The 23,339-nt window shown below is 64.2% G+C and carries 22 protein-coding genes and 2 tRNA genes; 4 read left to right on the top strand and 20 right to left on the bottom strand.

Annotation, left to right across the window (positions count from 1 at the left end; all coding sequences use genetic code 11):
• Positions 1-46 precede the first annotated feature (46 nt).
• From AC1DJT_RS16525 to AC1DJT_RS16445, 17 genes are all read right to left on the bottom strand, one after another.
• Positions 47-805, bottom strand: coding sequence for a biotin--[acetyl-CoA-carboxylase] ligase (locus tag AC1DJT_RS16525; RefSeq protein WP_476834454.1), 759 nt, complete (start codon positions 803-805; stop codon positions 47-49).
• Between the two features lie 13 nt (positions 806-818).
• The gene (gene nuoN / locus AC1DJT_RS16520; protein WP_476770133.1) at positions 819-2,246 is read right to left on the bottom strand and encodes an NADH-quinone oxidoreductase subunit NuoN; all 1,428 of its coding nucleotides are present in this window, start codon (positions 2,244-2,246) and stop codon (positions 819-821) included.
• Positions 2,247-2,258: 12 nt separating this feature from the next.
• Positions 2,259-3,770, bottom strand: coding sequence for an NADH-quinone oxidoreductase subunit M (locus AC1DJT_RS16515; RefSeq protein WP_476834453.1), 1,512 nt, complete (start codon positions 3,768-3,770; stop codon positions 2,259-2,261).
• 4 nt (positions 3,771-3,774) lie between these two features.
• Positions 3,775-5,808, bottom strand: coding sequence for an NADH-quinone oxidoreductase subunit L (nuoL, locus tag AC1DJT_RS16510; RefSeq protein WP_476834452.1), 2,034 nt, complete (start codon positions 5,806-5,808; stop codon positions 3,775-3,777).
• A 27-nt stretch (positions 5,809-5,835) separates the two neighbouring features.
• Positions 5,836-6,144 (bottom strand): NADH-quinone oxidoreductase subunit NuoK, encoded by a 309-nt coding sequence (gene nuoK, locus AC1DJT_RS16505; RefSeq protein ID WP_043236787.1) that lies wholly within the window; start codon positions 6,142-6,144, stop codon positions 5,836-5,838.
• Positions 6,141-6,764: an NADH-quinone oxidoreductase subunit J gene (locus AC1DJT_RS16500; RefSeq protein ID WP_113518452.1), complete on the bottom strand. Its 624-nt coding sequence runs from the start codon at positions 6,762-6,764 to the stop codon at positions 6,141-6,143. Before AC1DJT_RS16500 ends, nuoK begins: the two co-directional genes overlap by 4 nt.
• 180 nt (positions 6,765-6,944) lie before the next feature.
• Positions 6,945-7,433, bottom strand: coding sequence for an NADH-quinone oxidoreductase subunit NuoI (gene nuoI, locus AC1DJT_RS16495; RefSeq protein WP_043236790.1), 489 nt, complete (start codon positions 7,431-7,433; stop codon positions 6,945-6,947).
• A gap of 22 nt (positions 7,434-7,455) precedes the next feature.
• Complete coding sequence (locus AC1DJT_RS16490) at positions 7,456-7,698, bottom strand: hypothetical protein (RefSeq protein ID WP_476834451.1); 243 nt, start codon at positions 7,696-7,698, stop codon at positions 7,456-7,458.
• Positions 7,698-8,717, bottom strand: coding sequence for an NADH-quinone oxidoreductase subunit NuoH (gene nuoH, locus AC1DJT_RS16485; RefSeq protein ID WP_113518450.1), 1,020 nt, complete (start codon positions 8,715-8,717; stop codon positions 7,698-7,700). The genes AC1DJT_RS16490 and nuoH overlap by 1 nt, the downstream gene beginning before the upstream one ends.
• Before the next feature lie 6 nt (positions 8,718-8,723).
• Positions 8,724-10,787 (bottom strand): NADH-quinone oxidoreductase subunit NuoG, encoded by a 2,064-nt coding sequence (nuoG, locus tag AC1DJT_RS16480; protein ID WP_476770129.1) that lies wholly within the window; start codon positions 10,785-10,787, stop codon positions 8,724-8,726.
• 4 nt (positions 10,788-10,791) lie between these two features.
• Positions 10,792-12,096, bottom strand: coding sequence for an NADH-quinone oxidoreductase subunit NuoF (gene nuoF / locus AC1DJT_RS16475; protein WP_476770128.1), 1,305 nt, complete (start codon positions 12,094-12,096; stop codon positions 10,792-10,794).
• Positions 12,097-12,104: 8 nt separating this feature from the next.
• Positions 12,105-13,049: an NADH-quinone oxidoreductase subunit NuoE gene (nuoE, locus tag AC1DJT_RS16470; protein WP_476770127.1), complete on the bottom strand. Its 945-nt coding sequence runs from the start codon at positions 13,047-13,049 to the stop codon at positions 12,105-12,107.
• Positions 13,049-14,239, bottom strand: coding sequence for an NADH-quinone oxidoreductase subunit D (locus tag AC1DJT_RS16465; protein WP_476834450.1), 1,191 nt, complete (start codon positions 14,237-14,239; stop codon positions 13,049-13,051). Before AC1DJT_RS16465 ends, nuoE begins: the two co-directional genes overlap by 1 nt.
• Before the next feature lie 2 nt (positions 14,240-14,241).
• Positions 14,242-14,676 carry a GFA family protein gene (locus tag AC1DJT_RS16460; RefSeq protein WP_476770125.1) on the bottom strand — a complete coding sequence of 145 codons (435 nt, stop codon included), beginning with the start codon at positions 14,674-14,676 and terminating at the stop codon, positions 14,242-14,244.
• A gap of 5 nt (positions 14,677-14,681) precedes the next feature.
• Positions 14,682-15,287, bottom strand: a complete 606-nt coding sequence (locus AC1DJT_RS16455) for an NADH-quinone oxidoreductase subunit C (RefSeq protein WP_476834449.1) — start codon at positions 15,285-15,287, stop codon at positions 14,682-14,684.
• Positions 15,288-15,355: 68 nt separating this feature from the next.
• Positions 15,356-15,940: a NuoB/complex I 20 kDa subunit family protein gene (locus AC1DJT_RS16450; RefSeq protein ID WP_069880655.1), complete on the bottom strand. Its 585-nt coding sequence runs from the start codon at positions 15,938-15,940 to the stop codon at positions 15,356-15,358.
• Between the two features lie 65 nt (positions 15,941-16,005).
• Positions 16,006-16,386, bottom strand: coding sequence for an NADH-quinone oxidoreductase subunit A (locus AC1DJT_RS16445; protein ID WP_476834455.1), 381 nt, complete (start codon positions 16,384-16,386; stop codon positions 16,006-16,008).
• A 243-nt stretch (positions 16,387-16,629) separates the two neighbouring features.
• Between AC1DJT_RS16445 and AC1DJT_RS16440 the strand changes: the two genes are divergently transcribed.
• From AC1DJT_RS16440 to AC1DJT_RS16430, 3 genes are all read left to right on the top strand, one after another.
• Positions 16,630-16,953: an HdeA/HdeB family chaperone gene (locus AC1DJT_RS16440; RefSeq protein WP_476834448.1), complete on the top strand. Its 324-nt coding sequence runs from the start codon at positions 16,630-16,632 to the stop codon at positions 16,951-16,953.
• Positions 16,954-17,017: 64 nt separating this feature from the next.
• Positions 17,018-17,647 (top strand): YcbK family protein, encoded by a 630-nt coding sequence (locus AC1DJT_RS16435; RefSeq protein WP_476834447.1) that lies wholly within the window; start codon positions 17,018-17,020, stop codon positions 17,645-17,647.
• Positions 17,648-17,728: 81 nt separating this feature from the next.
• Positions 17,729-17,804 (top strand) — tRNA-Val (locus AC1DJT_RS16430).
• On the opposite strand, the gene AC1DJT_RS16425 is transcribed toward AC1DJT_RS16430, so the two are convergent.
• Positions 17,792-17,995 carry a hypothetical protein gene (locus AC1DJT_RS16425; protein ID WP_476770121.1) on the bottom strand — a complete coding sequence of 68 codons (204 nt, stop codon included), beginning with the start codon at positions 17,993-17,995 and terminating at the stop codon, positions 17,792-17,794. The genes AC1DJT_RS16430 and AC1DJT_RS16425 overlap by 13 nt on opposite strands.
• Before the next feature lie 1,088 nt (positions 17,996-19,083).
• On the opposite strand from AC1DJT_RS16425, the gene AC1DJT_RS16420 reads away from it, so the two are divergent.
• A tRNA-Asp gene (locus AC1DJT_RS16420) sits at positions 19,084-19,160 on the top strand.
• A 244-nt stretch (positions 19,161-19,404) separates the two neighbouring features.
• Here the strand turns inward: AC1DJT_RS16420 and AC1DJT_RS16415 are convergent.
• Positions 19,405-20,493, bottom strand: coding sequence for a MerR family transcriptional regulator (locus AC1DJT_RS16415; RefSeq protein WP_476834446.1), 1,089 nt, complete (start codon positions 20,491-20,493; stop codon positions 19,405-19,407).
• Positions 20,494-20,669: 176 nt separating this feature from the next.
• Positions 20,670-23,099, bottom strand: coding sequence for an endopeptidase La (gene lon, locus AC1DJT_RS16410; RefSeq protein ID WP_476834445.1), 2,430 nt, complete (start codon positions 23,097-23,099; stop codon positions 20,670-20,672).
• Between the last annotated feature and the right edge of the window lie 240 nt (positions 23,100-23,339).

The following is a 23,339-nucleotide window of genomic DNA, read 5'->3' as shown; positions in this document are numbered from 1 at the left end:
GGCCGTGGAAGCGCGACAGGAGCCGCTCTGGGACAGGCGTAGCCGTTCAGCCGGGAGGGCCGAAATAGAGATCGCCTGCGTCAACCAGATGTCGCGCGCCTGCGACATCGAGCTCGAGCCGACCCGAAGCATCGAGGCCAAGGAAGCGACCGCTCAGCGGCCCCTCCGCCAGGCGCAGGGTGATGGTCTCGCCGAGGAATGCTGCACGTTCGAGCCAGGCCGCCCGGGCCGGGCCAAAGCCGCCCGGCAATGACCAGGCATTGAAGCGGGCAACCCAGGCGTCGCTGAGCGCGGCCAGCAGAGCCTCGATACTCGCAGCCTGGTCTTCGGCCTTCAGGAAGGTCGCGGGATAAGGGGTATCGTCCGGTCGGCTGGCGACATTGACGCCCATGCCGATGGTGACCGCAAAGCGCCCTGCCCGGCTCTCGCCTTCGAGCAGCAGCCCCGCCGTCTTGGCGCGGTCGATCAGCAGGTCGTTGGGCCATTTCAAAACAAGGCGCGGAGCAGAGAGGCCGGTCACMCTAGCTGCGGCGTCATGCAAGGCGAGGCCGGCAACAAACCCGAGCTGCGGCGCCAGCGCAGGTTCGCAGGGCTGCACGAGCAAGAGGCTGGCGTAGAGATTTCCTGGCGGTGAGCCCCAGTTGCGGCCATGACGGCCACGCCCGGCGCTTTGGCTGCGAGCCACGATCCAGAGCAAGCCAGGGTCGCCCTGGTCGGAGGCGCGACGCGCCTCTTCCATGGTCGAGCCTACCGCGTCCCGCACGATCAGCCGGTAGCCGGCGGCGCGCGCCGCCTCGCCGAGCACGCCGCCCGCCCCCTTAGAACAGCGACTTGGCGGCAGCAGCAGCCGAGTCGAACAGCGGGGCCGGCACGAAGGAGAGCATCAGCACGAACAGGGTCGAGACCAGCAGCACGCCGCGCACGCCGATGTCTCCCTTCTCGAAGGCCGGCTTCGCCTCGTCGAAATACATCACCTTGATGACGCGCAGGTAGTAGTAGGCGCCGACCACGCTGGTCACCACGCCGATCACAGCAAGTGCGTAGAGCTTGGCATCGATCGCGGCATAGAAAACGTAGAACTTCGCCCAGAAACCGGCCAGCGGCGGAATGCCGGCGAGCGAGAACATCATCATCGCCAGCGCGAAAGCCATCCAGGGATTGGTACGCGAGAGCCCGGCAAGCTCGGAGATGTCTTCGACCGGCTTGCCGTTGCGGCGCATCATCAGAACGCAGGCAAAAGCGGCAAGCGTCGTGGCGAGATAGATCGCCATATAGGTCATCACGCCCTGGACGCCCGCTGCCGTTCCCGTCGCGAGGCCAACCAGCGCGTAGCCCATATTGGCGATAGAGGAATAGGCGAGCAGGCGCTTGATGTTGCGCTGGCCGATGGCAGCGAAGGCACCGAGCGCCATCGAGGCGATCGACATGAAGATGATGATCTGCTGCCACTCATGCAGCGCGCCCGGGAACGCCCCGACGAAGATGCGAACCATCATCGCCATCGCAGCCATCTTGGGCGCAGTCGCGAAGAAGGCGGCGACCGGCGTCGGCGCACCCTCATAGACGTCCGGTGTCCACATGTGGAAGGGCACGGCCGAGATCTTGAAGGCAAGGCCGGCGGCGACGAAGACGATGCCGAAGATCAGCCCAAGGCTAATATGCTCGCCGTGGACCGCCTGTGCGATGCCGGAATAGGTCACGGTGCCGGTGAAGCCATAGACCAGCGAGCTGCCATAGAGCAGCATGCCCGAGGACAGCGCGCCGAGGACAAAGTATTTCAGGCCCGCTTCGGTCGACCTGGTATTGTCGCGGTCGAAGGCGGCGACGACATAGAGCGCAAGGCTCTGCAGCTCGAGACCGATATAAAGGCCGATCAGGTCGCTGGCCGAGATCATCATCATCATGCCGATCGTGGCGAGCACGACCAGCACGGGGAACTCGAAACGCATCGAGCCGTCGCGGCGCATGAAATCGCCTGCGAGCACGATCGCCGCGCCGGCACCGATCAGGGTCAGTGCCTTCATGAAGCGCGCGAAACCGTCTGCGACGAAGCCGCCGTTGAAGGTCACCGCCTTGCCGGTGCCCGAGAGCACCATCACGAGCGCTAGCGCGAGCAAGGCAAGTCCGAAGGCTTCGAGCGTACGGGTCGCGCCCTCGCCGCGGATGGCGCCGTAGAGCACCATGGCGATCGCGCCGATGGCGAGGGTGATTTCCGGCAGAGCTGGGCCGAGGGCGGGCAAGGTCATTGCTGCCAAACCTTACTGTACGACCAGCATCRCCGTTTTCGCGGCGGTGAGTGCGGCCTGATAATTCTTGATGAGGGCTTCGGTCGGCGCGGCGAAGGCGTCGAGGATGGTACCCGGCGCAATGCCGTACCAGATCGTCAGCAGCATCAGCGGAGCGAGGATGACGACCTCGCGGGTGTTGAGATCGGTGATGCTCTTGAGCTCGGGCTTCACCAGTTCGCCGAACACGACGCGGCGATAGAGCCAGAGCGCATAGCCAGCCGAGAGGATGACGCCGAAAGCTGCAAAGAACGCGACCCAGGGATTGGCCTTGAAGGCCCCCAGGATGGTCAGGAACTCACCGACGAAGCCGGCCGTGCCGGGCAGCCCGACATTGGCCATGGTGAAGACCATGAAGGCGACGGCGTAACGCGGCATCCGGTTGACCAGCCCGCCATAGGCGGCGATCTCGCGGGTATGCATGCGGTCATAGATCACGCCGACGCAAAGGAAGAGTGCGCCGGAGACCAGCCCGTGGCTGACCATCTGGAACATCGCACCCTGAATGCCCTGCGGCGTCAGGGTGAAGAGGCCCATGGTGACGAAACCCATATGGGCGACGGACGAGTAGGCGATCAGCTTCTTGATGTCCTCCTGCATCAGCGCCACCAGCGAGGTGTAGATGATGGCGATGACGGAGAGCGCGAAGACCAGCGGCGCAAACATCGCCGAGGCTTCCGGGAACATCGGGATCGAGAAACGGATGAAGCCGTAGCCGCCCATCTTCAGCAGGATCGCCGCCAGGATGACGGAGCCCGCGGTCGGTGCTTCCACGTGGGCGTCAGGCAGCCAGGTATGGACCGGCCACATCGGCATCTTCACGGCGAAGGATGCGAAGAAGGCGAGCCAGAGCCAGGGCTGCATCGAGACCGGGAACTTATGCGCAAGCAGCGTCGGGATGTCGGTGGTACCGGCATTCCAGTACATCGCCATCAGCGCGAGCAGCATCAGCACCGAGCCGAGCAGCGTGTAGAGGAAGAACTTGTAGGACGCGTAGACGCGGCGCTTGCCGCCCCAGATGCCGATGATCAGGAACATCGGGATCAGGCCGGCTTCGAAGAAGACGTAGAACAGCACGAGGTCGAGCGCGACGAAGACACCGATCATCAGCGTCTCAAGGATCAGGAACGCGACCATGTATTCGCGAACCCGCTTCTCGACCGACGTCCAGGACGCGAGGATGCAGAACGGCATCAGGAAGGCGGTCAGCACCACGAACGGGAATGAGAAACCGTCGACGCCGAGCTTGAACCTGATCGCATCCGAGACCCAGCCATGGGTCTCGACCAGCTGGAAGGCCGGATTGGCCGAGTCAAACCGGCCCCAGGCGACACAAGCCAGGAAGAAGGTCGCGATCGTCGTCGCCAACGCGACATAGCGAGCGTTGGAGCTGACCGAAGCCTCGTCGCCGCGCTGCGCCAGGATGAAGGCGGCGCCAACCAGCGGCAGGACGAGTAGACCGGTGAGGATACCGAAACCGAACATCATCTCACCCGCGAGTCAGCAAATACCAGGTCACCAGGCCCGCGACGCCGATCAGCATGGCGAAGGCATAGTGATAGACAAAACCGGTCTGGAGCCGGACGACGCGGTTGGTGACATCGACCACCCGAGCCGAGACGCCATCGGGGCCGAAACCGTCGATGATGAAGCCGTCGCCCTTCTTCCAGAGGAAGCGGCCGAGCCATTTAGCCGGACGAACGAACAGGAAGTCGTAGATCTCGTCGAAATACCACTTGTTGAGCAGGAAGCGGTACAGGACTGGGTTCGCCTTCGCGAGCTTGCCTGGCACGTCCGGGCGCAGCACGTAGCAGTAGAGCGCGCCAACGAAGCCGAGCACCATCGCGATAAAGGGCGAGGCCACGACCCAGCCGGGAACCTCGTGCATCGCATGCAGGATGTGGTTGTCCTTGCCGGTGAACAGCGAGGCCTTCCAGAAATGCTCGTAGTCGTGGCCGATGAAGGCTTCCTTGAAGACGAAGCCGGCGGCAACGGCACCGAGCGCGAGCACCGCAAGCGGCACGAGCATGCTGAGCGGGCTTTCATGCGGCTGGTGCGCGTGATCGCCGTGACCGTCATGGCCATGTCCGGCATGGGCGTGGTCATCGTGACCATGGGCGTGCGCGGCATGAGCGTGATCGTCATGACCATGCGCGTCATGGCCGTGGCCGGCCCAGCGCGGACGCCCCTCGAAGGTCATGAAATACAGGCGCCAGGAGTAGAACGAGGTGAAGCAGGCAGCCACGACCAGCAGCACGAAGGCGTAGTCGGTGGCGAAGCCATGCTTGGCCGCGAAGGCGCTCTCGATGATCGCATCCTTCGAGAAGTACCCGGCGAAGAACGGAAAGCCGGTCAGCGCCAGCGTGCCGATCGTCATCGCGGCCGCGGTGAAGGGAATGTGCTTCCGCAGCCCACCCATGTGACGCATGTCCTGCTCATGGTGCATCGCGTGGATGACCGAGCCGGCCCCGAGGAACAGCAGCGCCTTGAAGAAGGCGTGGGTGAAGAGGTGGAAGATACCGGCGGAATACGCTCCGACGCCCAGCGCGACAAACATGTAGCCGAGCTGCGAGCAGGTCGAATAGGCGATCACGCGCTTGATGTCGTTCTGCACCAGACCGACGGTCGCCGCGAAAAAGGCGGTGGTTGCGCCGATGACGACGACGACGGTCATTGCGACCGGCGCATATTCGAAGATCGGCGACAGGCGCGCCACCATGAAGACGCCGGCGGTGACCATGGTCGCGGCATGAATCAGTGCCGAGACCGGAGTCGGGCCTTCCATCGCGTCAGGCAGCCAGGTGTGGAGCAGGAACTGCGCCGACTTGCCCATAGCGCCCATKAACAGCAGCAGGCAGGTCAGGGTCAGCGCGTTCCACTCATAGCCGAGGAACCGGAAGGTCTGGCCGGTCAGTTCGCCCGCCTTCGGGAAGATGCTGTCGAAGGTGACCGAGCCGAACAGCACGAAGACCAGGGCGAGGCCGAGGAGGAAACCGAAATCGCCGACGCGGTTGACGACGAAAGCCTTGATCGCAGCCGCGTTCGCCGAGGGCTTCTGGTACCAGAAGCCGATCAGCAGATAGGAGGCGAGACCGACGCCTTCCCAACCGAAGAACATCTGGACCAAGTTGTCCGCCGTCACCAGCATCAGCATGGCGAAGGTGAAGAGCGAGAGATAGGCGAAGAAGCGCGGCCGGTGCGGATCCTCGTGCATGTAGCCGATCGAGTAGAGGTGCACGAGCGAGGAGACGGTGTTGACGACGACCAGCATGACCGCTGTCAGCGTGTCGACGCGGAAAGCCCAGTCGACGCGCAGATCGGCGGATGCGAGCCAGGTCGCCACCTGGATGCGCGTGGTGCCCGCGCCGAAGCCGACATTGAAGAAGGCGATCCAGGACAGGACGGCCGAGACCATCAGCAGCGAGGTGGTGACGATCTCCGAGGCGCGTGATCCGATCAGCCGGCCGAAGAGGCCGGCGATCAGGAAGCCGAGGAGCGGGAGGAAGACGATCGCGTGATACATGGCAGCTAGCAGGGCGCGCAGGCGCGCTCAGCCTTTCATCATGTTGATGTCTTCCACCGCGATCGTGCCGCGATTTCGGAAGTAGACGACAAGAATGGCGAGGCCGATCGCGGCTTCCGCCGCCGCGACAGTCAACACCAGGAGCGCAAAGACCTGGCCGACGAGATCGTTCATGAACGACGAGAAGGCCACGAAGTTGATGTTGACCGCGAGCAGGATGAGCTCGATCGACATCAGGATGACGATGACGTTCTTGCGGTTGATGAAGATACCGAGCACGCCAAGCGTGAACAGGATCGCGCCGACCGCGAGATAATGTCCCAGGCCGATCATCAGACGGTCTCCTCAGGCAGGCCGGCGCGCGAGGGCACCTTGCGCACTTCCATCGCGGTTTCCTTGGTGCGGGCGTTCTGGGCGACGACATTCTGGCGCTTGACGCCGGGACGGTCGCGCAGCGTCAGGACGATCGCGCCGATCATGGCGACGAGCAGCACCAGACCGGCCGCCTGGAAGTAATAGACATACTGGGTGTAAAGCACCTGGCCGAGCGCCTCGGTGTTGCTGATATTGGCCGGGATCGCGGCGACGGGCGTGCTGACGATCTTCGGATCGATCACCCAGGCGCCAACCACCAGCAGCAGTTCGACCAGGAAGATCAGCCCGACCAGCGCCCCGACCGGCAGGTAGTTCAGGAAGCCCTGGCGGAACTCGGCGAAGTCGACGTCGAGCATCATCACCACGAAGAGGAAGAGCACCGCGACCGCGCCGACATAGACGACGACCAGCAGCATCGCGAGGAACTCGGCCCCGAGCAGCAGGAACAGGCCAGCCGCATTGACGAAGGCCAGGATCAGGAACAGCACCGAATGAACGGGGTTGCGCGACGACACCACCATGAACGCCGAAGCGACGGTGATGCCAGAGAACAGATAGAAGAATGCCGCTGCGGCGTTCATCTCGGTCAGCCCTTCCGCCCTTGCGGGCGGCCCTGTTTCAAGCGTGCCCGAGCGAGTCAGGCACAGTTTTGAGCGTCTATAGAGAGGCCCGCCGGACGCGACAACCGCGCGACGCTCCCCATCCCTCGTCATCCCTGCCCGCTGCCCCGGATGCCCGGAGCCGCGGAGGTCTTCACCGCCTCAGCGATACGGCGCATCCATCGCGATGTTGCGCGCGATCTCGCGCTCCCAGCGATCACCGTTCGCCAGCAGTTTTGCCTTGTCGTAGAACAGTTCTTCGCGGGTTTCGGTCGCGAATTCGAAGTTCGGCCCCTCGACGATGGCGTCCACCGGGCAGGCTTCCTGACAGAAGCCGCAATAGATGCACTTCGTCATGTCGATGTCGTAGCGCGTGGTGCGACGCGTGCCGTCATTGCGTCGCGGACCGGCCTCGATCGTGATGGCCTGGGCCGGGCAGATCGCCTCGCAGAGCTTGCAGGCAATGCAGCGCTCCTCGCCATTGGGATAACGGCGCAACGCATGCTCGCCGCGGAAGCGCGGCGAAAGCACGCCCTTCTCGAAGGGATAGTTGAGCGTCGCCTTCGGCTTGAAGAAATAGCGCATCGACAGGAAGAACGCCGAAACGAACTCCTTGAGAAGCAGCCCTTTGGCGGCTTGCGCGAGTGACATCGCTCTCATCCTCTTCACAAACTCAACCGAACAGCAGACGGCCGAGCAGGTAACCCAGAATGGGGAAGAACCCCATGGTGCCGATCAGAAAGACGATCCTGAACAGCCTGATGCGCCGTTCGTAATCGTCCTTCTCCTCGCGTGTCGTCGAGGTGTMCGTCCGGCGCAGCGCGCGCTCGACGAGATCTCCGACGACCTTGTAGTCCACCCACCCCAGGACCAGACCGACGGCAGCGCCGATCAGCCCCGCAGCGGATAATTCCATCAGCGCACCGGCCCCCAGCCAGTGATCTGCAGCACTGCCGCCACGACCACCACCGAGACCAGGGAGATCGGCAGGAACACCTTCCAACCGAGGCGCATCAGCTGGTCATAGCGGTAGCGCGGCACGAAGGCCTTCACCATGGCGAACATGAAGAACACCAGGCAGATTTTGAGCGCGAACCAGAACACGCCGGGCAGCCAGGTGAAGGGCGCGATCGGGAACGGCGGCAGCCACCCCCCGAGGAACAGGATCGTGGTCAGCGAGCACATGGTCATGATCGCCACGTATTCGCCGAGCATGAACAGCAGATACGGCGTCGAGGAGTACTCGACCATGAAGCCGGCGACGAGCTCGGACTCCGCTTCCGGCAGATCGAAGGGCGGCCGGTTCGTCTCGGCCAGGGCCGAGATGAAGAAGACCACGAACATCGGGAACAGCGGCAGGAAGAACCAGCGCAGCATGCCCCAGCTCGTGTTCTGCGCCTCCACGATGGCTGACAGGTTCAGCGAGCCGACGCAGAGCAGGACGGTGATGATGACGAAGCCGATCGAGACTTCGTAGGAGACCATCTGGGCCGCTGAGCGCAGGGCGCCGAGGAACGGGTATTTCGAGTTCGAGGCCCAGCCGCCCATGATCACGCCATAGACGCCGAGCGACGAGATCGCGAAGATGTAGAGGATGCCGACATTGATGTCGGCGATCGCCCAGCCATCCGCGACCGGGATGACCGCCCAGGCCGCGAGCGAGAGCACGCAGGAGACCAGCGGGGCGAGCAGGAAGACGCCCTTGTTGGAGCTCGACGGGACGATCGGCTCCTTGAAGACGAATTTCAGCAGGTCGGCGAAACTCTGGAACAGGCCGAACGGCCCGACCACGTTCGGGCCGCGCCGAAGCTGCACCGCCGCCCAGATCTTGCGGTCCGCCAGCAGGATGAAGGCGATGAAGACGAGCAGGCAAACCAGCAGCAGCAGGCTCTTGCCGAGAATGATCGCGAGATCGAGGACGATATCCCAGTTCATCTGGCCTTACTCCGCCGCCTGCCGCATCCGGCCGGAGGCCAGCGCCGAGCATTCCGCCATCACGGCCGAGGCACGCGCGATCGGGTTGGTCTGGTAGAAATCAGCGACCGGCGAGGCGAAGCCAGCCTTGTCGGTCTTGCCGCCAAGTCCCGCAAGGGCGCCAAGCGAAGAGGCGTCAGCGGCCGGAAGCGTATCGAGCCCGGCGAAATGGGGATGGGCAGCGTAGAGTGCCTGGCGCAGCGCCGCGAGCGAGTCGAAGGGCAGGGTCTTGCCGAGCACACCGGAGAGCGCCCGCAGGATCGCCCAATCCTCGCGGGCATCGCCCGGCGGGAAAGTGGCACGATCGGTCATCTGCACCCTGCCCTCGGTGTTGGCATAGGTGCCGGACTTCTCGGTATAGGCGGCGCCCGGGAGGATGACATCGGCGCGATGCGCGCCACGGTCGCCATGGGTACCCTGATAGATCACGAAAGCCCCGGCCGGGACTTCGACCTCGTCGGCGCCGAGCAGGAACAGCACGTCGAGTGCGCCGGGCGAAACCATGCCGACGACATCGCGTGCACCCTCGCCCGGCACGAAGCCGAGATCGAGCGCACCGACGCGGGCGGCTGCGGTGTGCAGCACGCCGAAGCCGTTCCAGCCGTCCTTGACCGCGCCCAGCACCTGTGCCGCCTTGGCGGCGAGCGAGAGGATCGCCTCGCCGTCCGCGCGGGCGAGAGCGCCCTGCCCGACCAGAACCATCGGCTTGTCGCCGGCAGCCGGAGCGCGCTTGACGAGATCGGCGAGGGTCTCGGGACCAGCGCCGAGATAGTCATGGGCGTAGGTCAGATCGGCCTGTTCGCCGATCAGCGAGACCTTGAAGTCACCGCGCAGCCAGCGCTTGCGGATGCGGGCGTTGAGGATCGGCGCTTCCCTGCGCGGATTGGCGCCGATGATCAGCAGCGAGGTCGCATCCTCGATCCCGGCGATGCCGGCATTGAGGAGGTAGCTGGCGCGACCATGCCTGGGATGCAGCTTCGTACCATCCTGGCGGCTGTCGATATTGCCGACGCCAAGCGCGGCCATCAGGCTCTTCAGCGCGAAAACCTCCTCGACCGCGGCAAGGTCGCCAACGATCGCGCCGACGCGCTCAGGCCCGGTCGCGTTCAGCCGGTCCGCGATCAGCGCAAAGGCCTCGTTCCAGCTTGCAGGCTTCAGCGCGCCGTTCTGCCGGATATAGGGCCGGTCGAGACGCTGCGTGCGCAGGCCGTCGACGACATGGCGGGTCTTGTCGGAGATCCACTCCTCGTTCACCGCCTCGTTGATGCGCGGCAGGATGCGCATCACTTCGCGGCCACGGGAATCGACCCGGATGGCGGAGCCGACCGCATCCATCACGTCGACGGATTCAGTCTTGGTCAGCTCCCAGGGCCGGGCCTTGTTCTGGTAGGGCCGCGAGGTCAGCGCGCCGACCGGGCAAAGATCGACGATATTGCCCTGGAGTTCCGAGCCCATCGCCTGTTCGAGATAGGTCGTGATCTCCATGTCCTCGCCGCGGCCAATGGCGCCGAGATCGGTGCCGCCGGCGACTTCGGTGGTGAAGCGGACGCAGCGCGTGCAGTGGATGCAGCGCGTCATGGTCGTCTTCACCAACGGGCCGATATACTTGTCCTCGACCGCGCGCTTGTTCTCGGCATAGCGGGAATTGTCCACGCCATAGGCCATCGCCTGGTCCTGCAGGTCGCACTCGCCGCCCTGGTCGCAGATCGGGCAGTCGAGCGGGTGGTTGATGAGCAGGAACTCCATCACCCCTTCGCGCGCCTTCTTGACCATCGGCGACTTGGTCGAGACGACCGGCGGCTCGCCATTCGGGCCGGGGCGCAGGTCGCGCACGCCGATGGCGCAGGAGGCCTGGGGCTTCGGCGGCCCGCCCTTCACCTCGACGAGGCACATGCGGCAATTGCCGGCGATCGAGAGGCGCTCATGGAAGCAGAAGCGCGGCACCTCGGCGCCGGCAGCCTCGCAGGCCTGGAGCACGGTGTAATCGGCCGGGACGTCGACCTCGATGCCGTCGATGACGAGTTTGGTCATGGTCTTACTCCGCCGCCATCAGCCGCGCCGGCTCGGAATGCGGATTGGCGGCATAATCGTCGATGCGCTTTTCGATCTCGTGACGGAAATGCGCGATCAGCCCCTGGATCGGCCAGGCCGCGGCATCGCCCAGCGCGCAGATCGTGTGGCCTTCGACCTGCTTGGTGACGTCCAGCAGCATGTCGATCTCGCGCTTCTGCGCCCTGCCCTCGGCCATGCGGTTGAGCACGCGCCACATCCAGCCCGTGCCCTCGCGGCACGGCGTGCACTGGCCGCAGCTCTCATGCTTGTAGAAATAGCTGATGCGGGCAATGGCGCGGACGATATCGGTCGACTTATCCATGACGATCACCGCGGCGGTGCCAAGGCCCGAGCGCAGCTTCGAGAGCGAATCGAAATCCATCGGCGTGTCGATGATCTGCTCGGCGGGCACCATGCGCACGGAAGAGCCGCCGGGGATGACCGCGAGCAGGTTGTCCCAGCCGCCGCGGATGCCGCCGCAATGGCGGTCGATCAGCTCGCGGAACGGGATGCCCATCACCTCTTCGACGTTGCAGGGCTTGTTCACATGGCCCGAGACGCAGAACAGCTTGGTGCCGACATTGTTTGGATTGCCGAGCGAGGAGAACCAGTTCGCGCCGCGGCGCAGGATGGTCGGCGCCACCGCAATCGACTCGACGTTGTTGACGGTGGTCGGGCAGCCATAGAGGCCGACATTGGCCGGGAATGGCGGCTTCAGCCGCGGCATGCCCTTCTTGCCTTCGAGGCTCTCCAGAAGTGCCGTCTCTTCACCGCAGATATAAGCCCCGGCCCCGTGATGCACATAGAGATCAAACGGATAGCCGTGCTTGTTGTTCTTGCCGATGAGGTTTGCCGCATAGGCCTCGTCGACGGCGCGCTGCAACGCCTCGCGCTCCCGGACGTACTCGCCGCGAATATAGATGTAGGCCGCATGCGCGCCCATCGCGAAGGAAGCGATCAGGCAGCCTTCGACCAGCGTATGCGGGTCGTTGCGCATGATCTCGCGGTCCTTGCAGGTGCCGGGCTCCGATTCGTCGGCATTGACGACGAGGTAATGCGGACGCCCGTCGTTCTGCTTCGGCATGAACGACCACTTGAGTCCGGTCGGGAAGCCGGCGCCGCCGCGCCCGCGCAGGCCCGAGCGCTTCATCTCGTCGATGATCCAGTCGCGCCCCTGCTCGAGCAGGAACTTGGTGCCGTCCCAGGCGCCACGCGCCATGGCGCCCTTCAGCGACAGGTCGTGCCGGCCGTAGAGGTTCGTAAAGATGCGGTCGCGATCTGCGAGCATGTCTCGCCTCACTCTTTCGGCTTGTCGCTGGGCTTGGCAGCCCGCGTACGGCGCGCCGGCGCATCGGCCGGCTTCGCAGATTCAGCAACGGCGTCCTTGTCGACCTTGCCGCCGGCTGCCGGTGTGTCCTGCGCGGAGCCCGCAGGCTGGGCCGGGGACGAAGGCTTCGGACGGGCGGGAGCCGCCGTCTCGGTCGCAAGCTTGGTCGCAACCGCTGCCGGCGTCGCCTCAGCCGCCTTGGCCGCTGCCTCCGCCGCAGCCGTGGCAGCTGCAGCCTCGGCCGCTGCCTTGCGCTGTTCGGTGACGCGAGCCTGCCAGTTGCCGGCCCCGATCACGGAGCCGTCATAAAGGCCCGGATCCTTCAGCGTTTCGCCACCGCCGACCGGTTCCGAGCAGGAGCGGTCGATCTGCGGGCCGGGCTTCGTCGGCCGATCATGTCGCAGATCGTCGAGGAGCGCGCGGAAATTCTCGGGCGTCAGGTCTTCGTAATAGTCGAAATTGACCTGCGCCATCGGGGCGTTGCAGCAGGCGCCGAGGCATTCGACCTCGAGCCAGGACAGTTTGCCATCGGCAGATACGGTCGATTGCGGGCCGATGACGTCTTCGCAGACCTTCTTCAGCGCCTCGGCACCGCGCAAGGCGCAAGGCGTCGTGCCGCAGAGCTGGATGAAATGGGCTCCGACCGGCTGCAGATTGAACATGGTGTAGAAGGTCGCGATCTCCAGCACGCGCATCGGTGCCATCGAGAGCTTCTTCGCCACCGCCTCGATCGCGGCGCGCGGAACCCAGCCGTGATGCTGTTCCTGGGCCTTCCACAACAGCGGAATCACGGCGGAAGCCTGCCGGCCTTCCGGATATTTGGCGATCTGCTGATCAGCCCAGTTCTCGTTCGCCGCAGTGAAGGCGAAGGACGCGGGTTGAACGTGATCGGGCGCGAGACGACGGACGGACATTAGCGGTCCACCTCACCAAAAACGATGTCGAGAGAGCCGAGGATTGCGGAGACGTCCGCCAGCATGTGCTTGCGGCACATGAAATCCATGGCCTGGAGATGGGCGAAGCCCGGAGCCTTGATCTTGCAGCGATAGGGCTTGTTGGTTCCGTCGGAGACGAGATAGACGCCGAACTCGCCCTTTGGCGCTTCGACGGCGGCATAGACCTCGCCTTCCGGGACCTTGTAGCCCTCGGTGTAGAGCTTGAAATGGTGGATGAGCGCTTCCATCGAGCGCTTCATCTCGCCGCGCTTCGGCGGCACCATCTTGCCGTCCAGCGAGGAGACCGGGCCGCCACCATCGGCAGTCAGCAGCTTCTCGCAGCACTGCTTCATGATGCGCACGGATTGGCGCATCTCTTCCATGCGGATGCAGTAGCGGTCGTAGCAGTCGCCGTTCTTGCCGATGGGGATGTCGAATTCCATCTCCTCATAGCATTCGTAAGGCTGGCTCTTGCGCAGGTCCCAGGCGGCGCCGGAGCCGCGCACCATCACGCCCGAGAAGCCCCATTTCCAGCAGGTGTCGAGATCGACGACGCCGATATCGACATTGCGCTGCTTGAAGATGCGATTGTCGGTGAGCAGTCCTTCGAGGTCGTCGCAGACCTTGAGGAAGGGGTCGCACCATTCGGCGATATCGTGGATCAGCGAGGGCGGCAGGTCCTGGTGAACGCCGCCCGGCCGGACATAGGCCGCATGCATGCGCGCGCCACAGGCCCGCTCATAGAAGATCATCAGCTTCTCGCGTTCCTCGAAGCCCCAGAGCGGCGGCGTCAGCGCACCGACGTCCATCGCCTGCGTGGTGACGTTGAGGATATGCGAGAGGATGCGGCCGATCTCGGAATAGAGCACGCGGATGAGCTGGCCGCGCCGCGGCACGGTCACCCCCATCAGCTTCTCGACCGCGAGCGAATAGGCATGCTCCTGGTTCATCGGCGCGACATAGTCGAGCCGGTCGAAATAGGGCAGCGCCTGCAGATAGGTCTTGGCTTCGATCAGCTTCTCGGTGCCGCGATGCAGCAAGCCGATATGCGGATCGACGCGCTCGACGATCTCACCGTCGAGCTCCAACACGAGGCGCAGCACGCCATGTGCCGCCGGGTGCTGCGGCCCGAAGTTGATCGAGAAATTGCGGATGTTGTGCTCGGTCATTCTCAGCCCGCCTGTTTCGCGGCGAATTCGGCGACGACCTGCGCGCCGGTCTTGCGCGGCCGCTCTCCTGCAAAGGCATAGAGCGCTGGCTTCTCGTCGATGAAGATTTCTTCGGTGAAGGCAAAGGGCGAAAGGTCGTCGAAGCTCTGCAAGGAGACGGCGACATGCCCCTCTCCGCCGCGCAGCCGCCAGAACAGACTGGAGCCGCAGGTCCTGCAGAACACGCGCTCGCCCCAGTCGGAGGACGGATACACGCTGAGCGAAGCGTCATCGTCCACAGTGACCCCGGTGCATGGCACGGCCATGAAGGTGCCGCCGCTCCATTTCCGGCACATGCCGCAATGGCAGACATCCATTTCCAGCTTCTCCGGCACGGCCACAAAGCGGACCGCACCGCAGAGACAGCCTCCGGACAGGGATTTGTCGGCAGCAGCCATCGCGTTCAGGCTCCCTTCGCCTTCTCGTCACCTGGCAGCACGTAATCCGTGCCTTCCCAGRGACTCAAAAAGTCGAAATTCCTGAATTCCTGGCTGAGCTTCACGGGTTCGTAGACGACCCGCTTCTGCTCGTCGTCATAGCGAACCTCGACGAAGCCGGTCAGCGGGAAGTCCTTGCGCAGCGGATAGCCCTCGAACCCGTAATCGGTGAGGATTCGACGCAGATCCGGGTGCCCCGAGAACAGGATTCCATAGAAGTCATAGGCCTCGCGCTCGTACCAGTTCGCGGCCGGGAAGACATCGATGATCGACGGAACGGGAGTCGCCTCGTCGGTCTGCACCTTGACGCGGATACGCCGGTTATGGCGCGGCGACAGCAGATGATAGACGACGTCGAAGCGCTTCTCGCGTGCGGGATAATCGGCGCCGGCGATATCGGTGAAGTTCACGAAGCGAAAGCGCGGATCGTCGCGAAGCGTCGCCATGACCTGGACGATCGACGCAGCCTCGGCCTCGACCGTCAGCTCATCGAAGGCGACGATAGCGTTCACGACCGCGCCGGGCAGCGCAGCCTTGATCTCTTCACCGAGTGTCACGAGCTCTTCGCTCATCTCAACCTCAACCTTTTCGCCGCTCGCATCGTCACGACCGGAGCAATCCCCGCCAGGGTGCGGGGGCGTTAGCGTTCGATCGTGCCGGTGCGCCGGATCTTCTTCTGCAGCAGCAGCACGCCATAGAGCAGCGCTTCCGCAGTCGGGGGGCAGCCGGGGACATAGATGTCGATCGGCACGATGCGGTCGCAGCCGCGCACCACCGAGTAGCTATAGTGGTAATAGCCGCCGCCATTGGCGCAGGAGCCCATCGAGATGACGTAGCGCGGCTCGGGCATCTGGTCATAGACCTTGCGCAGCGCCGGAGCCATCTTGTTGGTCAGCGTTCCGGCAACGATCATCACGTCGGACTGGCGCGGGGACGCGCGTGGCGCGAAGCCGAAGCGCTCGACGTCATAGCGCGGCATCGACAGCTGCATCATCTCGACGGCGCAACAGGCGAGGCCGAAGGTCATCCACATCAGCGATCCGGTACGCGACCAGTTGATCAGGTCGTCGGTCGCCGTGACGAGGAAACCCTTGTCCGCGAGTTCGTTGTTGATCTCGACGAAGAAGGGATCGCGCGCACCCACCGGCTTCCCGTCCGGGCCGAGCAGCCCCCGGGGCGCGGGCGCGACGAGCGGATCGCCGCGGTCGATCGCTGTGATTGCCATGAAACTACCCTTGTGAACCCGTTACCGTCAGATCAACACCGAGGCGGCGCCTCGCGAGCCGGCGGTTAGTCCCACTCCAACGCGCCCTTGCGCCATTCGTAGACGAATCCGACGGTCAGGACGCCCAAAAAGATCATCATTGACCAAAAACCATACCAGCCGAGATCGCCGAACGCGACCGCCCAGGGAAACAGGAAGGCGACCTCGAGATCGAAGATGATGAACAGGATCGAGACCAGATAGAAGCGGACATCGAACTTCATGCGCGCGTCATCGAACGCGTTGAAACCGCACTCATAGGCGGAGAGCTTTTCAGCGTCCGGTTTTGAATACGCGACGGCGAACRGTGCGATCAGCAGCGCAAGACCGATGACCATGGAAACGCCGATGAAGATGGCCAGCGGCAGGTAGTCGCTCAGCAAGGACGGTACAGGTAATGCTTGCATGGACAACCTCGCTTCGCGGGCCCAGACCCGCGGCACACGCATCGGCAGTCGATTAGCCCCTACTCTAGAATCACGCAAGGGTTCGCCGCGTCGCACAACCGCGCCACGGCAATGAACCAGACGCATTGCACGCAATTTTTACCGCAAAACCGATAGCTCGCACCAAGTAGCAGGCGCACGCCGCGACAAGATGGTTACGAATCGGCTTTATTGCGGGAATCAGCCGCCCCAGGAGCGAGACGCATGGTCCGACCACTCCACCGTATCGCGGCGCTCGCGACTCTGGCCGGAAGCTTGCTCGCCCCCGCCGGCGCAACACATGCCGAGAGTATCGATCTCACCCGCGCGACCTGCGCCGATTTCAGCGCCATGACCAGCAACGACCAGAGTCAGCTCGTGCTCTGGCTCGCCGGCTATTATGCCGGCGGCGCGCAGCGTCCGTTGCTCGACGTCGAGAAGGTCACCGCCGCGCCTGCCGAACTTCTCTCGCTCTGCGGAAAGACGCCGCAGCTTCCGCTCCTCGGCGCCGAGACACGCGCCGTCTTCCTGCCAGCGCCCACCCCCTGAGATGCCTTTGCCTAAGTCCTTGCCTACAGGAAATACCGGATCGCCTCTGCCGCTCAGGTTCCCGTTGCCGCTGCTCGCGATCGTCTTCGCCTTGTCGGCATCTCACGCCGGCGCAGAGGACGGCCAGATGATGCTGGCGCCGCTCCCGCCCGGACGTCCCTTCGATCTGGACCTGCCGGCAAAGGCGGCGATGCCTGCCATCGTGGTCCCTCCCCCGGCCGCCCCGGTTCTTGCTCCCGTGCCAGTCGCCGAGCAGGCCGATTCTCCGCCGGCCCCGAATTCGCCTGCCGTCACGGAGCCCGATGAAGATGAAGGCCCGGAATGGCCGAAGCTGACACCCGGCCAGAAGGCGGGAGCGGAGCCGGCCTTCGATCCGGACGAAAAACCGGACCGGCCGGGCATCTCGACTGACCCCGGCACCTCGACCGCCTGCCTGCCGCAATTACTCAGATCGATTCTCGGCAAGATTGCCGACAAGTACGGAGCCGTGAAGGTGACCTCGACCTGGCGACCGCCCTGGCGCGCCCGGCGCGGCTCCTATCATAAGCGCTGTGAGGCCATGGATTTCCGCGTACCCGGCGTGCGGCCGCGCRTCGTGCTCGACTATGCCCGCTCGCTGCCGGAGGTCGGCGGCCACAAGGTCTATTGGAACGGACTTATCCACATCGACACCGGACCACGCCGGCCCTGGTGAGACTGGAGGGGCCTTATCCTGGCTTCCTCCGCTCTCAAGGCTTGAAGGCGCGGCGATGAAGCCTTAAACCGCAACTCGCAGGGGCGGTTAGCTCAGTTGGTAGAGCATCTCGTTTACACCGAGAGGGTCGGCGGTTCGAGCCCGTCACCGCCCACCAGCGCCCGGCACCATGAATTCAGGCCAGTTCCCGCCCTGGTTCCGGCAGAGCGCGCGGCCGGTGTGCTCATCTAGCCCCGTTCCGTCCGCGATCGCCGCCCCCAGGAATTCGTTCAGGCTGTCGCGGCAACGGGTGTCGATCGGTCCATAGCCCTGTTCTGCACTCTCGATCGGCAGGGTGGTTGATCGCACCGTACATGCGACGGCCCTTTGACCCTTTTGCAAGGCACCGGCCGTGAAGTGTCGTCATCCTGTGCACGCGGACAACGCCGCAGAGGTCGCCGAGCCGTTCACAGGGACGCCGTTCTCGTGACGTGCACGATGATCCAGGGAGCGACCCACAGCAGCAGCAGCAAGACGAGGATCAACAGCCACGTTCGCTGCCATCCGCACAATCCGACCAGTTCACGGCCGGGGAGATGAGAACTGCTGGCGCCTCCCCTGGAYCGTGCCCCGTCGTTTCGCTCATCTGCTCGAGCAGTTTTCCGATCGTGTCGCCCCGCACCGATCATCGCCGGGAGATCTGACGGATCGCGCCATCGAGACAGCCCAGTATGTGAGCGTCGCGAGCCTCTGAGCGGAGCAGCGCCGGATGGTCGCCAGCCCGCTCCACAGGCCCGCCGGGCGGCCAGCTGGTTACCCTCCCGATCGGGTCGTTCATCTGCGCTGCYCGCGGGTCTGCGACGCCATGCGCCTCAAGCCGGAGGCGGAGTTCCGCTCGCAATTGTCGAATGCGCGTCGCGTCCGTCATCGTTTCGCCCCCGCCCGGGACTGTTGGTTAACCACAGGTAAGCATGAGCAGATTTCGGCCGGCAAGCGGATTCATGTGCGAACAAAAAGCCGGCAATGGAGCGGGCTCGCCGCTCCGCGATGCCATGAAGCCGCCCTCTCCAATGGGGGTAGCCGTTGCGAGCGTGTTCGAAAGTTGTCGGCCGAACCGGCCTGTTGATAACTCGGCTGAGGTGCTTCGACTGAGGAGCGTGCCGAATCCATCTTTGGACCGGTCCCCGGCCCTTTTTCGGGGTTCTGAGCCTCTGCCCGGTTCGAGCTTTCACGGGGCGCGACGGATCATGCGAGCAGCCGAAAGTGCCGATGCAATCGAGCTTGAGGCGACTTGTGTCTCGTTTTGCACTGCAAAAGTCGGCGGCTTGCGCCTGCCGGCGCACCCGACGGTTTGGAATTTGGGGAAGATGAATTTTGCCGGCACCTCGCGCTTGACACCGCCGGCCCGGCACCCTAATCCCAACCTCGCTGAGGCCAAGACGCCTTAGCCGCCCAGCGCGGGCGTAGCTCAGTTGGTTAGAGTGCCGGCCTGTCACGCCGGAGGTCGCGGGTTCGAGCCCCGTCGCCCGCGCCATTTATCTCAAGCAGATAGATGAAAATTCGCATCCACCGTTACAAGCGGTTTTGGATGATGTTGGGCTCGGGGATGACTGCTCCTCCCGCTTTCGCCTCTCATTGTTTTCGGTGTGGTCCAAGCACGGTTTCGAGCGCTCCGTCACGACCTGCTTGATGCGTCGAAGTGACCGCCGCAGGCGCTGCAGATTCGCCGTCAGCACGCGCCGTCGATTCTCGCTTCGAATTGGAAGACGCTCTCGCGCCTATGGCACCGGTCGTAGCCACAGGGTGTGAATCACGCCGTCGTCAGTCCAGCCGATTCCGCATTCCAGCACGCCCGGCGCGGCGAAGCGCGCCTCATAGACATCGACCCCACTCTGTCCGACGCCGTTGAAGCGCAGCGCCTCCAGCGCCCCCTTGGCCAGCAACACAGCGCTCACCAGGGAGAACTGCTCCTCGACGGCCACAGCCAGTTCCGGGCTCATCTTCTCGACATAGCGATGTCCTGCCTGATGCTCCTCKATGACGCGGCGCAGGGTCGTCTCGCTGTCGGGATGCGGGAGGTTGGACTGGACCCTGCGGCCCAGCGCCTCTGCGATCCTCCAGGCCTCGTCCGCGCTGATGCGCTCGGCCATCGATTCGTGACCATCCTGATGGAGGACCAGGGCCTCGGCGCGCCCGCCAGGACCGGGAACAAAGCTGACCTGCGCTGCTGGAAACTTCAGAAAGAACTTCGTGGCGCTCTCGGCAAAGAGTTCCACGGGCATCTGCCCCGACGCTTCCAGAAGAAGCAACTCGCCTCTACGGCTGATCGACAGTATCAGCCCGGAGGTGAGCCGGTAGTCCCCGACATAGCCGTCGAGCAGGGCCGGATCGATTGYGATCGCGGAGCGCGGCCGCGCTTGCTCATAGCGCCGCCAGGCGACTTCGTCGGTCTGCGTTTCACTCATCGTGGCCTCCTTCGCCAGCTTGATCAGTTCGTCGGTCGACAATGAGCCGCCGGTCGACAGCTTCGCCCGCGCCGCCCCGACCAGGGACAGCCCACGCTCGGTACGGCTGTGCTGCTCCCGCAGGGCGGCTTGCTGCAGCGTCAGGATGCGATCGAGATCGACCGCCTTGCCCTGCAGCAGCGCGGTGATGCGTGCCAGGCTGAGCCCGAGCTGCTTCAGCGCAAGGACTTCATGCAGGCGGGCGATCTCGTCGGCGCCGTAGAGCCGCCACCCCTTCTCGCTGCGGCGCGGCTTGATCAGGCCGCGCTTCTCGTAGAGGCGCAGCGCACGCGCCGTCAGGCCAATGCGCTCGGCGCATTCCTGGGCGGCCAGCAGGGTGTCTCTGTCGGATCGGTTGCTCATCTCTGCTCCTCGACCCCGGCGTAAGCTATGACCCAGGGACCGGCTCAAGCGCCTTCTTCGGCGAACGGTGGTCGAGCGGAGCCCAGCGCAATCACGGTAGCCATCCGGAAACGAAAAAGGCCGGCAGCGACGCTGCCGGCCTTCTGGTCACTCGTGTGTCGTGCGGGATGAACGCGTCAGTGGGCGACGAGCCCACCCGAAGCGTCATCCTCGGCCGCCTTGGGGCGAACCGCCGAGAGGTCCTCCTCCCAGACGATCGGCACCGGCTGGCGGATCAGCGCGTGCTGGAGCACCTGCTCCATGCGTGCGACCGGCACGATCTCCAGGCCGCTCTTCACCGACTTCGGCAGGTCGATCAGATCCTTGGCGTTGTCCTCGGGGATCAGCACCTTCTTGATGCCGCCTCTCAGCGCAGCCAGGAGCTTCTCCTTGAGGCCGCCGATCGGCAGCACCCTGCCCCGCAGCGTGACCTCGCCGGTCATGGCAAGGTCACGACGGGTCGGAATGCCGGTCAGCACCGAGACGATCGCAGTCGCCATGGCGATACCGGCCGACGGACCGTCCTTCGGGGTCGCCCCCTCGGGAACGTGGACGTGGATGTCGCGCCGCTCGAAGAGTGGCGGCTCGATACCGAAATCGATGGCGCGCGAGCGGACATAGGATGCCGCTGCCGAGATCGATTCCTTCATCACGTCCCGCAGATTGCCCGTGACGGTCATCTTGCCCCGACCGGGCATCATGACGCCTTCGATCGTCAGCAGTTCGCCGCCGACCTCCGTCCAGGCAAGACCCGTGACAACACCAACCTGATCCTCGGTCTCGGCTTCGCCATAGCGGTAACGCGGCGGGCCGAGATAGTCCTCGAGCACGGTCGGAGTGATCGCGACCTTCTTCTTCTTGGTCAGGATGATGTCCTTCACCGCCTTGCGCACGGTGTTGGAAAGCTCGCGCTCGAGGTTGCGGACGCCGGCCTCGCGCGTATAGCGCCGGATCAGCGTCATCAGGGCCTCGTCATCGATCGACCATTCTTTGGATTCAAGGCCGTGCTTCTTGATCGTCTCCGGGATCAGGTGACGACGAGAGATCTCGACCTTTTCTTCCTCGGTGTAGCCAGCAATGCGGATCACCTCCATGCGGTCCAGAAGGGCCGGCGGAATGTTCAGCGTGTTGGCCGTGGTCACGAACATGACGTTCGAGAGGTCGTAGTCGACCTCCAGATAGTGGTCGTTGAAGGCGGCGTTCTGCTCGGGATCAAGCACCTCGAGCAGGGCCGCCGAGGGATCGCCACGGAAGTCCTGACCCATCTTGTCGATCTCATCGAGCAGGATGAGCGGATTGGCGGTCTTCGCCTTCTTCATCGACTGGATGATCTTGCCGGGCATCGAACCGATATAGGTGCGCCGGTGGCCACGGATCTCGGCCTCGTCACGCACGCCGCCGAGCGACATGCGCACGAACTCGCGGCCGGTCGCCTTGGCGATCGACTTGCCGAGCGAGGTCTTGCCGACACCGGGAGGGCCGACGAGGCACAGGATCGGGCCCGCGAGCCGGTTGGCGCGCTGCTGTACGGCCAGGTATTCGACGATGCGGTCCTTGACCTTGTCGAGACCGTAGTGATCGTCGTCGAGCACCTGCTGGGCGACGGCGAGGTCCTTCTTGATCTTCGACTTCTTGCCCCACGGAATGCCGAGCATCCAGTCGAGATAGTTGCGGACCACCGTCGCTTCGGCCGACATCGGCGACATCTGGCGAAGCTTCTTCATCTCCGCCATCGCCTTGTCGCGGGCTTCCTTGGAGAGCTTGGTGTTGACGATGCGCTCTTCCAGTTCGGCCAGTTCGTCGCGGCCTTCCTCGCCGTCGCCAAGCTCCTTCTGGATCGCCTTCATCTGCTCGTTGAGATAGTACTCGCGCTGGGTCTTCTCCATCTGGCGCTTGACGCGCGAGCGGATGCGCTTCTCGACCTGCAGAACCGACATCTCGCTTTCCATCAGCGAGAGCACCTTCTCCAGCCGGTGCGCAACATTGACGATCTCGAGCACGGCCTGACGGTCGGCGATCTTGACGGCCAGGTGCGAGGCAACCGTGTCGGCAAGCTTGGAGGGCTCGTCGATCTGCGAGACGGCGGCGACGATCTCGGGCGAGATCTTCTTGTTGAGCTTCACATAGCTCTCGAACTCGCTGACGACAGAGCGGCCGAGCGCCTCGACCTCGACCTTCTTGCCTTCTTCCTCGGAGAGCCCGATCGCATCAGCCTGATAGAAGGCTTCCTCGGCGACATAGGACGTCGCCTTGGCGCGGCCGACGCCCTCGACCAACACCTTGACGGTGGAGTCGGGCAGCTTCAGCAGCTGAAGCACGCGGGCAAGCGTGCCGATCTCATAAATGTCCTTGGTCGCCGGATCGTCATCGCCGGCGTTCTTCTGCGTCGCAAGCAGGATCAGGCCGTCGGTCTTGACCACTTCCTCAAGGGCGCGAATGGATTTCTCGCGCCCGACGAAGAGCGGGACGATCATATGCGGGAAAACGACGATGTCGCGCAGGGKGAGAACCGGATAGGTGCCGGTCTCGCCGGGAACGAAAGGAGCGCGGGGCGCCGAGCCAGTCATGACTTATCCTTTGCAGTTGCGCCCGGCGAACCCCCTGATGGGCGGAACGATCGGACGTAAGCGGCAAGACGACCATTCGCCTGACCGCCCCCGCGGGCCCCGCCCTTAGAAGGCGCGCGACTCTCGCAGGTGCACCTAAAGTGGAGGCTTCTGTGCCGGCTTTCAAGCAAGCCGAAGACGTCTTCCAACGTTGCTTTGTCGCAAGGAAAGATTCCGGCAAGGCAACAGCCTTCCGAACGC

The sequence above is a fragment of the Allobosea sp. 05T422_2 genome, from assembly GCF_056396265.1.
This window is presented reverse-complemented; position numbering and strand designations above follow the sequence as displayed.

Bases quoted from the DNA above. Each gene is read 5' to 3' on its own strand.
- nuoN (WP_476770133.1), bottom strand. From the start codon at position 2,246: ATGACCTTGCCCGCCCTCGGCCCAGCTCTGCCGGAAATCACCCTCGCC.
- AC1DJT_RS16500 (WP_113518452.1), bottom strand. From the start codon at position 6,764: ATGAACGCCGCAGCGGCATTCTTCTATCTGTTCTCTGGCATCACCGTC.
- nuoI (WP_043236790.1), bottom strand. From the start codon at position 7,433: ATGTCACTCGCGCAAGCCGCCAAAGGGCTGCTTCTCAAGGAGTTCGTT.
- nuoH (WP_113518450.1), bottom strand. From the start codon at position 8,717: ATGAACTGGGATATCGTCCTCGATCTCGCGATCATTCTCGGCAAGAGC.
- nuoG (WP_476770129.1), bottom strand. From the start codon at position 10,787: ATGACCAAACTCGTCATCGACGGCATCGAGGTCGACGTCCCGGCCGAT.
- nuoF (WP_476770128.1), bottom strand. From the start codon at position 12,096: ATGCTCGCAGATCGCGACCGCATCTTTACGAACCTCTACGGCCGGCAC.
- nuoE (WP_476770127.1), bottom strand. From the start codon at position 13,049: ATGTCCGTCCGTCGTCTCGCGCCCGATCACGTTCAACCCGCGTCCTTC.
- AC1DJT_RS16465 (WP_476834450.1), bottom strand. From the start codon at position 14,239: ATGACCGAGCACAACATCCGCAATTTCTCGATCAACTTCGGGCCGCAG.
- AC1DJT_RS16460 (WP_476770125.1), bottom strand. From the start codon at position 14,676: ATGGCTGCTGCCGACAAATCCCTGTCCGGAGGCTGTCTCTGCGGTGCG.
- AC1DJT_RS16450 (WP_069880655.1), bottom strand. From the start codon at position 15,940: ATGGCAATCACAGCGATCGACCGCGGCGATCCGCTCGTCGCGCCCGCG.
- AC1DJT_RS16440 (WP_476834448.1), top strand. From the start codon at position 16,630: ATGGTCCGACCACTCCACCGTATCGCGGCGCTCGCGACTCTGGCCGGA.